This window comes from Nonomuraea sp. NPDC046570 (assembly GCF_040645915.1).
GTDB lineage: Bacteria > Actinomycetota > Actinomycetes > Streptosporangiales > Streptosporangiaceae > Nonomuraea.
Genome location: NZ_JBEYZF010000012.1, coordinates 188,269 through 200,822 on the forward strand (window position 1 = coordinate 188,269; position 12,554 = coordinate 200,822).

At 72.5% G+C, this 12,554-nt stretch carries 13 protein-coding genes and 1 pseudogene; 11 read left to right on the forward strand and 3 right to left on the reverse strand.

The annotated features are described in order from the left end of the window. The 3 genes and pseudogenes from ABZ911_RS21220 to ABZ911_RS21230 all read left to right on the forward strand — a co-directional run bounded on the left by ABZ911_RS21220 (position 1) and on the right by ABZ911_RS21230 (position 1,548). Positions 1 to 366, forward strand: a complete 366-nt coding sequence (locus tag ABZ911_RS21220) for a hypothetical protein (RefSeq protein WP_358058125.1) — start codon at positions 1 to 3, stop codon at positions 364 to 366. 16 nt (positions 367 to 382) lie between these two features. Continuing rightward, on the forward strand, positions 383 to 1,036 hold the full coding sequence (locus tag ABZ911_RS21225) for a helix-turn-helix domain-containing protein (protein WP_358058128.1): 654 nt from the start codon (positions 383 to 385) through the stop codon (positions 1,034 to 1,036). Between the two features lie 33 nt (positions 1,037 to 1,069). Next, positions 1,070 to 1,548: pseudogene (locus tag ABZ911_RS21230) on the forward strand (DUF3291 domain-containing protein). On the opposite strand, the gene ABZ911_RS21235 reads toward ABZ911_RS21230, so the two are convergent. Beyond that, on the reverse strand, positions 1,494 to 2,564 hold the full coding sequence (locus ABZ911_RS21235; RefSeq protein WP_358058131.1) for a DUF3866 family protein: 1,071 nt from the start codon (positions 2,562 to 2,564) through the stop codon (positions 1,494 to 1,496). The pseudogene ABZ911_RS21230 and the gene ABZ911_RS21235 sit on opposite strands and share 55 nt — an antisense overlap. Before the next feature lie 39 nt (positions 2,565 to 2,603). Between ABZ911_RS21235 and ABZ911_RS21240 the strand changes: the two genes are divergently transcribed. From ABZ911_RS21240 to ABZ911_RS21275, 8 genes are all read left to right on the forward strand, one after another. Continuing rightward, positions 2,604 to 3,554 carry a WYL domain-containing protein gene (locus ABZ911_RS21240; protein WP_358058134.1) on the forward strand — a complete coding sequence of 317 codons (951 nt, stop codon included), beginning with the start codon at positions 2,604 to 2,606 and terminating at the stop codon, positions 3,552 to 3,554. Then, positions 3,551 to 4,519, forward strand: coding sequence for a WYL domain-containing protein (locus tag ABZ911_RS21245; protein ID WP_358058137.1), 969 nt, complete (start codon positions 3,551 to 3,553; stop codon positions 4,517 to 4,519). The genes ABZ911_RS21240 and ABZ911_RS21245 overlap by 4 nt, the downstream gene beginning before the upstream one ends. Beyond that, complete coding sequence (locus ABZ911_RS21250; protein WP_358058140.1) at positions 4,516 to 4,737, forward strand: hypothetical protein; 222 nt, start codon at positions 4,516 to 4,518, stop codon at positions 4,735 to 4,737. Before ABZ911_RS21245 ends, ABZ911_RS21250 begins: the two co-directional genes overlap by 4 nt. A 31-nt stretch (positions 4,738 to 4,768) precedes the next feature. Next, on the forward strand, positions 4,769 to 5,107 hold the full coding sequence (gene tatA, locus ABZ911_RS21255; protein WP_358058143.1) for a Sec-independent protein translocase subunit TatA: 339 nt from the start codon (positions 4,769 to 4,771) through the stop codon (positions 5,105 to 5,107). Positions 5,108 to 5,139: 32 nt separating this feature from the next. Next, a complete protein-coding gene (tatC, locus tag ABZ911_RS21260) occupies positions 5,140 to 6,000 on the forward strand; it encodes a twin-arginine translocase subunit TatC (protein ID WP_358058146.1) in 861 nt (286 codons plus the stop codon). 16 nt (positions 6,001 to 6,016) lie between these two features. Continuing rightward, entirely contained in the window at positions 6,017 to 6,892 is an 876-nt protein-coding gene (locus tag ABZ911_RS21265) for a YegS/Rv2252/BmrU family lipid kinase (RefSeq protein WP_358058149.1), read from the forward strand. A 160-nt stretch (positions 6,893 to 7,052) separates the two neighbouring features. After that, positions 7,053 to 9,779, forward strand: coding sequence for a DEAD/DEAH box helicase (locus ABZ911_RS21270; protein WP_358058152.1), 2,727 nt, complete (start codon positions 7,053 to 7,055; stop codon positions 9,777 to 9,779). A gap of 154 nt (positions 9,780 to 9,933) precedes the next feature. After that, positions 9,934 to 10,104 carry a hypothetical protein gene (locus ABZ911_RS21275; protein WP_358058155.1) on the forward strand — a complete coding sequence of 57 codons (171 nt, stop codon included), beginning with the start codon at positions 9,934 to 9,936 and terminating at the stop codon, positions 10,102 to 10,104. 56 nt (positions 10,105 to 10,160) lie between these two features. Here the strand turns inward: ABZ911_RS21275 and ABZ911_RS21280 are convergent, their stop codons facing one another. Continuing rightward, positions 10,161 to 11,555 carry an RNB domain-containing ribonuclease gene (locus ABZ911_RS21280; protein ID WP_358058158.1) on the reverse strand — a complete coding sequence of 465 codons (1,395 nt, stop codon included), beginning with the start codon at positions 11,553 to 11,555 and terminating at the stop codon, positions 10,161 to 10,163. A 92-nt stretch (positions 11,556 to 11,647) separates the two neighbouring features. Continuing rightward, positions 11,648 to 12,544 carry a 5'-3' exonuclease gene (locus tag ABZ911_RS21285; protein ID WP_358058351.1) on the reverse strand — a complete coding sequence of 299 codons (897 nt, stop codon included), beginning with the start codon at positions 12,542 to 12,544 and terminating at the stop codon, positions 11,648 to 11,650. Positions 12,545 to 12,554: the final 10 nt, after the last annotated feature.

Genomic DNA, 12,554 nt, shown 5'->3' on the forward strand with positions numbered 1-12,554 from the left:
ATGGGCCGCACGCTCGCCGCCGTCCTCGCCCTCACCCTCGGCCCGAGCCCGGCCTCCGCCCCCGCCGAGGCCGCCGTGCCCGCGCGTCCCGGGGACGTGTCGTTCTGCTCGGGGGTGAAGGTCTCGCGGTGCAAGTACGGGGGTGACACCGGAGCCGCCTGGGTGATCGTGACGGCCTCCGGCAAGGCGCGGGCGGCCCGGCTGGGCGCGAGGCTCCTGCACAACGCCCAGGCGGTGCGCAGGGCGTACGGGGTGCCCGAGAGCGTCGACATCAGGGTGGTCAAGGGGCCGGCCTGTTATCGCGGGTACGACGTGGTCACACCGAGCCGGGCCTGCACCTACGAGGCGCTGCGCCGGGATTTCTGACCGTAGACTGCCCGCTGTGAGCGGCGACGACCTGGGGGCGCTGGCCTCCCTGCACGACCCAGTCAGACGCGGCCTGTATGACCTCGTGGCGCGCGCGGGCCGGGACGTGAGCAGGGGAGAGGCGGCCGAGGCCGCGGGCATCTCCCGCACGCTGGCCGCCTTCCACCTCGACCGCCTGGTCGCGGCGGGTCTGCTGGAGAGCGACTTCCGGCGGCCGGAACGCAAGGGGCCGGGCAGCGGCAGACCGGCCAAGGTGTACCGGCGCTCGCGCGCCGAGATGACGGTCAGCCTCCCGCCGCGCGACTACGGCGCGCTGGCCTCGGTGCTGGCCGACGTGGTCGACCTGCTGGGCGCCGACGAGCAGGCCGAGCTGGCCGCCAGACGGGCGGGGGAGCGGCTGGCCGGGGAGCGCCCCGGAGGTGACCGCCCGGACGCGGTGGAGGTCCTGCGGGAGCGCGGCTACGAGCCCTACGCCGAGGGGGAGCGCGTCAGGCTGCGCAACTGCCCCTTCCACGCGCTCGCCGAACGGCACCCCGTGCTGACCTGCTCCATGAACCTCGCCCTCTGCCAGGGCCTGCTGGAGGGCCTGGGGGAGAACCCGGAGCGGGCGAGCCTGGACCCGAGGCCGGGGGAGTGCTGCGTCGTGCTTTCTAAAACAAACGAGAATTGACATAGAAACCTCACGGATGGTCTGCTGAGACTCATGCACCTGGCACAGCTGAACGTCGCGCACCTGCGCGCCCCCCTCGGCTCCCCCGAACTGGCCGACTTCGTCGCCGCCCTGGAACCCGTCAACGCGCTCGCTGACGCCGCCCCCGGCTTCGTCTGGCGGCTCATCGGGACGGTAACGACCCCCAGGCCACCGTCCAGCACTCCTACGGCGACCACCTGCTGATCAACATGTCGGTCTGGGAGTCGCTGGAGAGCCTGTGGAACTTCGTCTACCGCAGCGGCCACCTGGCCGTGCTGCGCCGCCGCCGGGAGTGGTTCGCCCACGCGGCGGAGCCGTACACCGTGATGTGGTGGGTTCCCGAGGGCGTCGTCCCCACGCTCGCCGAGGCGATGGAGCGGCTGGCACGGCTGAAGGCCGACGGGCCCAGCCCGGCGGCGTTCACCTTCAAGGACTCCTATGAGAGCAGTGAGGCGGCGAACCTGCCGGCCGCCGCCGAGGTGAGGAAGTAGGCCAGGTCCTCCTCCAGGCCCCGGCCCATCGTCGACAGCCGCACCGGCGACCTCCGCAGCGCCTCATGCAGGCCGTCGACGGGGACGGACACCAGCTCGTGCCGTACCGCCAGCAGTTCCGCCTGGTCTCTGACCCGTTCGCCGAACGCGCCCGCCAGCTCCGGCACCACCACCTGGGCCGGGGCCAGCGCCACCCGGCCGTAGGCCGTCAGCGAGTGGTGTGAGACCCCGATGTGCCGCTCGCGCAGATCTCCCTCGCTCACCCGCAGCGCCGCGACCGGGCGGCCGAGCAGTACCGCCGCCGCGTTGACCGCCTCACCGGCCGAGACGCCGGAGAAGCCCCAGCGGGTGCCCGTGCCCAGGTTGCCGGGCCCCTGGGTGACGATCGCCACGTCCGCCTCCAGCACCCACCTGGCGGCCAGCAGCCCGGTGTGCGTGGTGACCGCCTCGACGTCGCCGCCAAAGGCCTGGCCCACCGTGACCACCCCGGCCAGCCAGCCGATCTCGCGCAGCTTCGCGCACGCCATCGAGAACCAGGCGGGCAGCGCGCCCCCGTCCAGCATGACGTAGGCCACCCGAGGGTCGCGGCCGGCGCCCTCGCGCAGCCCGCACAGGATCGCCGGCAGCGCCGAGTGCAGGTCGGCCACGACGACCGGCATCCCGTCGATCGAGTCGGCCTCGCGCAGCGTCTCGTGGAAAGGGGAGTCCTGCTCGTCGGCGCCGAGTACGGTGGCCTGCAGCGGGGTGTATCTGGCCTTCACCAGGTGGCCGGGCCCGTGCGGATCTTCCGGCAATCTGTTCGGGATGGCCACCACCATGGCGTAACCTCCCGTACCGAGACCCATCGCGAGTGCGGTCGTGTTGAGCAGCACGTCGTCGCCGGGTTCGGGGCGGCCCACCAGGGGAGGGTAGGCCAGCGCCCGGCATTCCCCCTCGGGGACGGTGACGTCGAGTTCCATCGCTCCCGGCCACTCGCGCCGGATCCGTACAACCTCGCCCTTGCGCCATCTGATCACGGGGGCAGGGTAGCGTCGTTGGAGGAGGAATGAGGGCAGATGTCGCGCCGTAAGACCGAGCGGTTGCTGAATCTTGTGATCTGCCTGCTCGCCACCCACCGGCCGCTGTCGGCCGAGCAGATCCGCCAGGCCGTCCCCGGGTACGACCGCGACGGCGACGAGGCGTTCCAGCGGATGTTCGAGCGCGACAAGAACGAGCTGCGCGAGATCGGCATCCCGATCGAGGTGCACCGCGACCCGTGGGAGGACGAGCCCGGCTACCGCATCGAGCGGCAGGCCTACGAGCTGCCCGAGATCACCCTGGAGCCCGACGAGGCCGCCGTGCTGGGCCTGGCCGCCCGGGTGTGGCAGCGCGCCAGCCTGGCCGAGGCCGCCTCGGGCGCGCTGCTGAAGCTGCGCGCGGGCGGGGTGGCCACCGACCAGACCATCGGCGGCGGCGCCCTGGAGGTGCGCGTCGACACCCGCGACCCCGCCTTCCCCGCGCTGTGGGAGGCGGTACGCGACCGGCGGGTGGTGCGCTTCGACTACCGCGCCGCGGCCGGGGCCACCGTGCGCACCCGCACCGTCGAGCCGTGGGGCGTGATCAGCCGCCGCGGCCGGTGGTATGTCGCGGGCCACGACCGCGACCGCGACGCGCCGCGCGTCTTCCGCCTCAGCCGCATCTGCGGGCAGGTCGCGCCGGTGGGCAGGGCGGGCGTGGTGGAGGTGCCCGAGGGCGTCGACCTGCGCGCGATGGTCGGCTTCCCGGACGAGCCGGTGGAGGAGCGCACCGCCTCCCTGCGGGTACGGCAGGGCGCCTGCGAGGGCCTGCGGCAGGTGGCGCGGGCCGTACGGCCAGGGCGGGACGGATGGGACGAGGTGGAGCTGGTCTTCACCGACCCCGAGCGGCTGGCCGGATGGATCGCCAGCCTGGGCGCGGAGGTGGAGCTCGTGCAGCCGCCGGACGCCCGTGAGGCAGTGATCGCACGACTGAAGGGGGTTGGGGCGTGAGCGGGACCGCCGACCGGCTGCCGCGTCTGCTGGCGCTGGTGCCGTACCTGATGTCGCATCAGGGGGCGCAGGTCGGCGAGGTGGCCGAGCTGTTCGGGCTGAGCGAGAAGCAGCTCATCGACGACCTGCAACTCGTCTGGATGTGCGGGCTGCCGGGCCACACGCCGGGCGACCTGATCGACGTGTCGTGGGACGGCGGTGAGATCCTCATCGACAACGCCGACACCATCGCCAGGCCGCTGCGGCTGGGCATCGACGAGGCCAGCGCGCTGCTGGTGGCGCTGCGCCTGCTGGCGGCCACGCCCGAGCTGGCCGAGCTGGGCCAGGGCGACGCGCTGCCGCGCGTGGTGGCCAAACTGGAGCAGGCGGCGGGCGAGGGCGCCTCGGCGGTCAGCAGCCAGGTGGCCGTCGACGTCGACGCCGCCCCGGACGCGCTGCCCAGGGTGAAGGAGGCGCTGCGCGCCGGGCGGCGGCTGTCGCTGCGCTACTACGTGCCGGGCCGTGACGAGGTCACCCCGCGCGAGGTCGACCCGACCCGGGTGGTGATGGCCGACGGGCGCACCTACCTGGAGGGGTGGTGCTACCGCGCCGAGGCGATGCGGCTGTTCCGGCTGGACCGGGTGCTGACCGTCGAGATCCTGGACGTGCCCGCCGACCCGCCCGCCGGGGCCGAGCCGATCGACGTCACCCAGGGCGTCTTCCGGCCCTCGCCCACCGACGAGCTGGTGGAGCTGGAGGTGAGCGCCGCGGGCCGGTGGGTGGCGGAATACTATCCGTGCGAGCGGGTCGAGGAGCTGGGCGAGGGGCGGCTGCGGATCACGCTGCGCGCCCGCGACAGCGACTGGATCGTGAAGCTGGCGCTGCGCCTGGGCGACACCGGCCGGGTCGTCTCGCCGGCCGCGATGGCCGAGCGGGTGCGGGAGGAGGCCGAGCGCGCGCTGGCGCTGTACGCTCACAGGTCATGACATGGATCTACGCGGCCGTCGCGGTGGCCATGGCGGGCCTCGCCGTACTGGCGTTCACGGCGGCCCGGGTGCTGTCGGCGGCACGCGGTCTGAGCCGGGAAGTCGAGCGCGCGCACAACCGGATCGCGGCTCAGGAGCGAACACTGCGTGCCCAGATAGCGGACAACTGCCGCCGGGGGGATGAGACCACGCGCGTAGCAGCGTACGATCGTGCCTGAGATTGCAGTTCGCTCGGTTTAAGGACGTCTCATGCCAACTCTCGGAACTCCCGAAATCATCTTGATCCTGGTGGTTCTGGTGCTGCTGTTCGGCGCCAAGAAGCTGCCGGACGCGGCTAGGGGCATCGGCCGTTCGCTACGCATCTTCAAGTCCGAGGCCACCAAGCTGCGCGAGGACGACGACGACCCGTCGGTCGCCGCCCAGCCGACCGCCACGGTCCAGACCACCGCCACGGCGCAGCCCGCCGCCCAGCAGGCGCCCGCGCAGCTCTCCGCCGCGCCCGCGCCCACCGCGGAGGAGCAGGCCAGACTGCTCGAGGCCCAGGCCGCCAAGCTGCGCGCCGAGGCCGCGAACAAGAACTCCGCCTGACCCCGTCCACCCCACCACCCCGGGACTGCTGAATGGCGCTGCTCAAACGGTCGACCAAGGCCGGCCAGCCCATCGCCGACGACGGGCGCATGCCGCTCATGGAGCACCTGCGCGAGCTCCGCAACCGGCTGCTGATCGCCCTGATCGCGGTGGCCGTCGGCGTGATCATCGGCTGGTTCTTCTTCGAGCCGGTGTGGACGGTGCTCAAGGCGCCGTACTGCGACACCCTCCAGGCCAAGCAGCTCACCGGGGAATGCGCGCTGACCTACTCGGGCATCTTCCAGTCCTTCTTCATCACCCTGAAGGTCTCGGTGATGGTCGGACTGGTGCTGGCCTCGCCGATGTGGCTGTACCAGATCTGGGCGTTCGTCACCCCCGCGCTCTACCGCAACGAGAAGCGCTACTCGATCACGTTCCTCGGGATCGCGGTCCCGCTGTTCGTGCTCGGCGCCGCGCTGGCCTACTTCATCATGGACACCAGCCTGGGGTTCCTGCTGGGCTTCGCGCTCGAGGGCACGGTCGCGACGATCGGCATCGACGACTACCTCGACTACGTGCTGATCATGCTCGTGGTGTTCGGAGTCTCCTTCGAGCTGCCGCTGGTGATGGTCTTCCTCAACCTCATCGGGGTGCTGTCGCACGCCACGGTGGCCAAGCACCGCCGCATGATCATCTTCCTGATGTTCGTGTTCGGCGCGGTCGTCACCCCCGGCGGCGACCCGGTCGGCATGATGGCGCTCGCCGCCCCCATGGTGCTCCTGTTCGCCGCGGCGGAGCTGTTCATGTACCTGCGTGAGAGGCGCCTGCCCAAGGACGAGGACTACTCCGGCCTGTCCGACGACGAGGCCTCTCCTCTCGATTTGACCTCGACCGATACCGATTCCGAGAAATAGGCGATACGTTCCGGGCGTGAGCGCTCAACTCGCCCTGCTGGTCAACCCCGCCGCCCGCGGCGGACGCGCGCTGCGCCTGCTCGACCCGGTGGTGCGCCGCCTGCGCGAGGGCGGCGCCGAGGTGTCGGTGATCGTCGGCGACGGCGCCGCCGACGCCCTGGAACGCGCCTGTACGGCCGTCGCCGAGCGCCCCGACGCGCTGGTGGCCTTCGGCGGCGACGGCCTGGTCCACCTGGCGGTGCAGGCGGTGGCCGGCACCGAGGTCCCACTCGGCATCATCCCCGCGGGCACCGGCAACGACATCGCCGACGCCCTCGGCCTGCCCGTGCGGAACCCGCTGGCCGCCGCCGACGTGGTGCTGCGGCTGCGCCCCCGGATCGTCGACGCCGCCCGCGTCGGTGCGGACGAGTGGTTCGCCGGGGTGGTGTGCTGCGGTTTCGACTCGCGGGTCAACGAGCGGGCCAACGGCCTCACCTGGCCGCCGGGGATGGCCAAGTACCTGGTCGCGCTGGTGGAGGAGTTACGCGTGTTCCGCCCGATCCCCTTCCGGCTCACCCTGGACGGTGAGGTGATCGAGCGGGAGGCGATGCTCGTCGCGGTCGGCAACACCCGCTCCTACGGCGCCGGCATGCGCGTCTGCCCGGCGGCCAGCCCCGACGACGGCCTGCTCGACGTGACCATCCTCGGCGCCGTGGGCAGGGGCGCCTTCCTGCGCGCGTTCCCGCGCGTCTACCGGGGCACGCACGCCGGGCACCCGGCGGTGACGATGCTGCGTGCGCGCAGCGTGCGCCTGGAGGCGCCGGGCGCGATCGCCTACGCCGACGGTGAGCGGGTGGGGCCCGTGCCGCTGGTCTGCGCGGTCGAGCCCGGCGCGCTGCGCGTACTCACCTGATCTACACCGTAAAGGCGGCCGGGACGGGCCGTTCAGACGGCCGAGCAGGCCTACCCCGAGGCGGCGGCCGCCGCCGAGCGCGGGTTCGGGCTCCTCGCCGACTACCTCGCCGAGTGACGGGCGGACCGACCGGAAAGCCGATATCGGTAGGCTGACAGACATGACAACGCCAGCGGAACGCTACGCGGCCTTCCGTGAGAAGCACGCCGACGACGGAGCCGCGCTCAAGTCGTTTCGGGGCCTGTACGAATTCGACCTCGACGACTTCCAGCTCGACGCCTGCCGGGCGCTGGAGGCCGGGGACGGCGTGCTGGTGGCCGCCCCCACCGGCTCGGGCAAGACGGTCGTCGGCGAGTTCGCCGTCCACCTGGCCCTGGAGCAGGGGCTCAAGTGCTTCTACACGACCCCCATCAAGGCGCTGTCCAACCAGAAGTACAACGACCTCGTCAAACGGTACGGCACCGCCAAGGTCGGCCTGCTGACCGGCGACAACAGCGTCAACGGCGACGCGCCGATCGTGGTCATGACCACCGAGGTGCTGCGCAACATGCTCTACGCCGGCTCGGGCACGCTGTCCGGGCTCGGCTTCGTCGTCATGGACGAGGTGCACTACCTCGCCGACCGCTTCCGCGGCGCGGTCTGGGAAGAGGTCATCATCCACCTGCCCGAGTCGGTCAGGCTGGTGGCCCTGTCGGCGACCGTCAGCAACGCCGAGGAGTTCGGCGAGTGGATGGGCGAGGTGCGCGGCGACACCACCGTCATCGTCGACGAGCACCGCCCGGTCCCGCTGTGGCAGCACATGCTCGTCGGCAACCGCATCTACGACCTGTTCGTCACCGAGGACTTCGACGCCGGCGGCCACATCAACCCCGCCCTGCTGCGCATCGCCCGCGACGAGGAACGCCTCGCCGGCCGAGGCCGCCGAGGGTACGGCAGGCCCTCGCGCAGCCGCCCGCCCGACCGCGCCCAGGTGATCGAACGCCTCGACGCCGAGGCCCTGCTGCCCGCCATCACCTTCATCTTCTCCAGGGCCGGTTGCGCCGCCGCCGTCATGCAGTGCCTGCACGCCGGCATCAGGCTCACCGACGAGCGCGAACGCCACGAGATCCGGCAGCTCGTCGACGAGCGCACCGCCCACCTGCCCGACGAGGACCTGGCCGTGCTCGGCTTCCTGGAGTGGCGCGACTGCCTGGAGCGCGGCCTGGCCGCCCACCACGCGGGCATGCTGCCGGCCTTCAAGGAGGTCGTCGAGGAGCTGTTCACCCGCGGCCTGGTCAAGGCCGTCTTCGCCACCGAGACCCTGGCGCTCGGCATCAACATGCCGGCCCGCAGCGTGGTCATCGAGAAGCTCGACAAGTGGAACGGCGAGACCCACGCCGACCTCACCCCCGGCGAGTACACCCAGCTCACCGGCCGGGCCGGGCGGCGCGGCATCGACGTCGAGGGCCACGCGGTCGTGGTCTGGCAGCCGGGCATGGACCCGGTCTCGGTCGCCGGGCTGGCCGGCACCCGCACCTACCCGCTGCGCTCCAGCTTCCAGCCGTCCTACAACATGGCCGTCAACCTGGTCGGCCAGTTCGGCCGCGAGCGCGCCAAGACACTCCTGGAGGCGTCCTTCGCCCAGTTCCAGGCCGACCGGGCAGTCGTGGGGCTGGCCAAGCAGCTCCGCAAGCACGAGGAGGCGCTGGAGGGCTACCAGGAGGCGATGACCTGCCACCTGGGCGACTTCACCGAGTACGCCGGGCTGCGCCGCCGCCTGTCCGACCGGGAGACCGAGCTGTCCAAGCAGCGCGGCGCGGCGCGCCGGGCGGCCGCCGTACGGTCGCTGGAGGCGCTCAAGCCCGGGGACGTGATCAGGGTGCCGGGCGGGCGGCGCGCCGGGCTGGCCATCGTGCTCGACCCCGGCCTCACCCCGCGCGGCGACGGGCCGCGCCCCCTGGTGCTGACCATCGGCAAGCAGGTCAAGAAGCTCGACTCGGCCGACTTCCCGGTCCCCGTCGAGCCCATCGAGAAGCTGCGCGTCCCGAAGAACTTCAACGCCCGCTCACCCAAGGAACGCGCCAACCTCGTCTCCACCCTGCTCGCCAAGGTCGGTGACCGTGACCTCGGCAAGCCGCCCAGGGCCCGCGACCACACCGTCGAGGACGAGGAGATCAACGAGCTGCGGCGGCGCATCCGGCAGCACCCCTGCCACGGGTGCGACGAGCGAGAGGACCACGCCCGCTGGGCCGAGCGCTACTACAAGCTGCTGCGCGAGACCGAGGGGCTGCGCCGCCGGGTCGAGGGCCGCTCGCATGTCATCTCGCGCACCTTCGACCGCGTGTGCGGGGTGCTCAACCAGCTCGGCTACCTCGACGGGGAGAGCGTCACCGCCGAGGGCAGGCGGCTCGGGCGGCTCTACACCGAGCTCGACCTGCTCACCGCCGAATGCCTGCGGACCGGGCTGTGGGAGGAGCTCGACCCCGCCGAGCTGGCCGCGTGCGTGTCGGCGCTGGTGTTCGAGTCCCGGCAGGCCGACGACGCCCGCCGGCCCAAGATCCCCGCCGGACAGGCGCAGGACGCGCTGACCGCGATGATCCGGCTCTGGGGCGAGCTGGAGGGCATCGAACGCGACCACGGGCTGTCCATCATCCGCGAACCCGACCTGGGCTTCGCGTGGGCGGCCTTCCGCTGGACCAAGGGACACAGCCTCGACGCCGTCCTCAGCGACGGCATCAACGGCAGCGAACTGGCCGCGGGCGACTTCGTGCGCTGGGTCAAGCAGCTCATGGACCTGCTCGGCCAGCTCGGCAACGCGGCCCCGCCCGGCAGCAAGATCAAGCAGACGGCGGGGAAGGCCATGGACGCCATGCGCCGCGGCGTCGTGGCCTACTCGTCGCTGAGCTGACCGCCCGGTCAAGGTCTTGTGGTGGTGGGTGCACGCAACGTCACCTCGCGGCGAGTTTCCTGCGTGATCACAACGGACATCCCCATGTCGGAAGCCCGTTGAACCGCCGGACGCCCCACCAGCACCGACGTCCGGCCCCCGCCTGGAGGTTGGGATGTTCGCTCTCGTCGCTGCCCTGCTGTTCGTACTCGCCCTCGTCTTCGAGATCGCCGGCGTCGCGGTCGGTGGCATCGTCACCGTCACCACGCTGGGCACCGCGGGCCTGCTGTGCGTGGCCCTGCACCTGATGGGTGTGGGCGCGGGCTGGACGCCCATGAAGAAGTAACGGCCGCCGACCGGCCGCGCGCGAGCTCCCCCGGCACGCGCGCGGCCCCGCCGTACTCAGGCCAGGGTGAATCTGACCTCGCGGGTGCCGGGGTCGGCCTGGGCCAGCCGGACGGTGACCCGCTCGCCCAGCGGTAGCGGCCCGCCGTCGCAGCGGGCGATCACGGCGGGGTCGGCGAGCTGCACCTGCCCGCCCGCGCGGCGCTCGTCGACGTCGATCACCATGGCCTCGAAGGTCTGCCCGATCCGGTCGCGCAGCACGAACGACTCGACCAGGTCGATCACGGCCCGGTCCACGGCGCCAGCCCGGCGCCCGGTCTTCGCCATGATCTCCGGCAGGCCGCCGAGCGCCGCCTGGATCTCCTCCGGCACCGGCTCCCCGGCGGCGACCGCCAGGCAGACCTCGGTGGCGTACCGGTCGGCCAGCCGCCGCAGCGGCGCGGTCACGTGCGCGTACGGCGCCGCCACCGCCGAGTGCTCAGCCATCCGCGGCGGCGCCCCGTCGAAGGCCACGTAACCCGAGCCGCGCAGCAGGACCCGGGACTCGTGCAGGAACGCCGCGTGCGCCGGATTCTTCGCGTCGAGCCCGTGCACCACGTCGCCGTAGGCGGCCCCGTCGGGCCAGGGCACGTCGAGGGCGGCGGCGACCCTGCGGACCTTGGCCAGGTCGCCCGGCTGCGGCGGCGGCAGCACCCGCAGCAGGCCGATCTCCGCGTCGAGCATCATCGAGGCCGCCGCCATGCCGGTGAGCAGGGAGATCTGCGCGTTCCACGCCTCGGCGGGCAGCGGCACCCGGTACTCCAGGCGGTAGCCGTCGTCGGCGACCACCTCCTGCTCGGGCGTGGGGAGCGTCACGCCGCCGCGCTCGCGCTCCAGCTCCAGGCGCAACCGGCCGAGCTCGGCCAGCAGCTTCAGCGTGCCGTCGGCGGTGCCGGTGTCGACGGCTGCCTGCACGTAGTCGTAGTCGAGCCGTTCGCGGCTGCGCACCAGCGCACGCTGCACATCGGCGCCGATCGTCCGGCCCTCGGCGTCGAGGTCGATCCGCCACACGGCGGCCGGCCTGGTCACGCCGGGCAGCAGGCTCGCCGCCCCCTCCGACAGCACCTGCGGGTGCAGCGGCACCTTGCCGTCGGGCAGGTAGACGGTCTCGCCCCTGGCGCGGGCCTCGGCGTCGATCGCGCCGCCGGGCCTGACGAACGCGCCGACGTCGGCGATCGCGTACCAGACGCGGTAGCCGTCGCGCAGCGGCTCGATGGAGACGGCCTGGTCCAGGTCCATGGAGCCGGGCGGGTCGATGGTGACGAACGGCAGGTCGGTCTGATCCTGCCGGTCCGCGAACGCGGCGTCTCGGGCCGCGGCCCCGGCCTCCGCCAGCACGGCGGAGGGGAAGTCCCGTGGAAGCTTCAGCTCTCGTTCGAGCCGCTCGAACCCGTCGGCCAGCCGTGGGTGCATGTCCCTTGGCACCCTTATGTTCGTGTTCGCCACCCGGTCAACCTATCGCCCCGGGGTGCCGGCGACGGAGTACGGCGGGTTGCGGGTCGTCTTCAGCGGGTCAGGACGTCGAGGAGGCGGTTCAGCGGGCTGTCGAGGCCGTAGCGGTCGGCCAGCCGTACCAGGGTCTCGGGGTCGCGGGGCTTGGCGGGCAGGGTGAGGTCGGTGTCGGGGAGGGGGGCGTCGGGGGCGACCTCGACCACGGCGGGGGCGACGCGCAGGTAGTCGCGGGCGGCGGTCAGCTTGTTGCGGCTGCCGGCCGGGAAGCCGTCGGACTGCCCGGCGTCCAGGGCGGCCAGCAGCGCCTCCAGGGATCCGAACCTGGTGATCAGCGCGGCGGCGGTCTTCTCGCCGACACCGGGAACGCCGGGCAGGCCGTCGCTGGGGTCGCCGCGCAGGGTGGCGAAGTCGGCGTAGGCGCGGCCGGGGATGCCGTACTTGGCGGTGACGAACGCCTCGTCGACGACCTGCAGGTTGCGGATGCCGCGCGCGGTGTACAGCACGCGCACGGGGCGGGTGTCGTCGACGAGCTGGAACAGGTCGCGGTCGCCGGTGACGATGTCGACGGCGCCGGCGGCGGCGCGGTGGGTGAGGGTGCCGATGACGTCGTCGGCCTCGTAGCCCTCGGCCTCGATCCTGGCGATGCCGACCGCGTCGAGGACCTGCTCGATCACCGGGATCTGCGGCACCAGCGTGTCGGGCACCTCCTCGAGGTGCCCGGAGGCGACCCGGTGCGCCTTGTACGTCGGGATCGCCTCGACCCGGAAGGCGGGCCGCCAATCGGCGTCCATGGTGGCCACCAGCTCGGCGGGGGAGTGCGTGCGGACCAGCGTTGCGATCATGTCGATGAGGCCGCGCACCGCGTTGACGGGCATGCCGTCGGGCGCGGTCATCGACTCCGGGATGCCGTAGAAGGCGCGGAAGTAGAGCGACGGGGTGTCGAGAAGCATCAGCACGTGC

What these genes read in the sequence shown, in the direction of transcription:
- ABZ911_RS21240 (WP_358058134.1), top strand. Translation starts at nt 2,604, where the DNA reads ATGTCGCGCCGTAAGACCGAGCGGTTGCTGAATCTTGTGATCTGCCTG.
- ABZ911_RS21275 (WP_358058155.1), top strand. Translation starts at nt 9,934, where the DNA reads ATGTTCGCTCTCGTCGCTGCCCTGCTGTTCGTACTCGCCCTCGTCTTC.
- ABZ911_RS21280 (WP_358058158.1), bottom strand. Translation starts at nt 11,555, where the DNA reads ATGCACCCACGGCTGGCCGACGGGTTCGAGCGGCTCGAACGAGAGCTG.
- ABZ911_RS21270 (WP_358058152.1), top strand. Translation starts at nt 7,053, where the DNA reads ATGACAACGCCAGCGGAACGCTACGCGGCCTTCCGTGAGAAGCACGCC.
- ABZ911_RS21250 (WP_358058140.1), top strand. Translation starts at nt 4,516, where the DNA reads ATGACATGGATCTACGCGGCCGTCGCGGTGGCCATGGCGGGCCTCGCC.
- ABZ911_RS21220 (WP_358058125.1), top strand. Translation starts at nt 1, where the DNA reads ATGGGCCGCACGCTCGCCGCCGTCCTCGCCCTCACCCTCGGCCCGAGC.
- tatC (WP_358058146.1), top strand. Translation starts at nt 5,140, where the DNA reads ATGGCGCTGCTCAAACGGTCGACCAAGGCCGGCCAGCCCATCGCCGAC.
- tatA (WP_358058143.1), top strand. Translation starts at nt 4,769, where the DNA reads ATGCCAACTCTCGGAACTCCCGAAATCATCTTGATCCTGGTGGTTCTG.
- ABZ911_RS21285 (WP_358058351.1), bottom strand. Translation starts at nt 12,544, where the DNA reads ATGCTTCTCGACACCCCGTCGCTCTACTTCCGCGCCTTCTACGGCATC.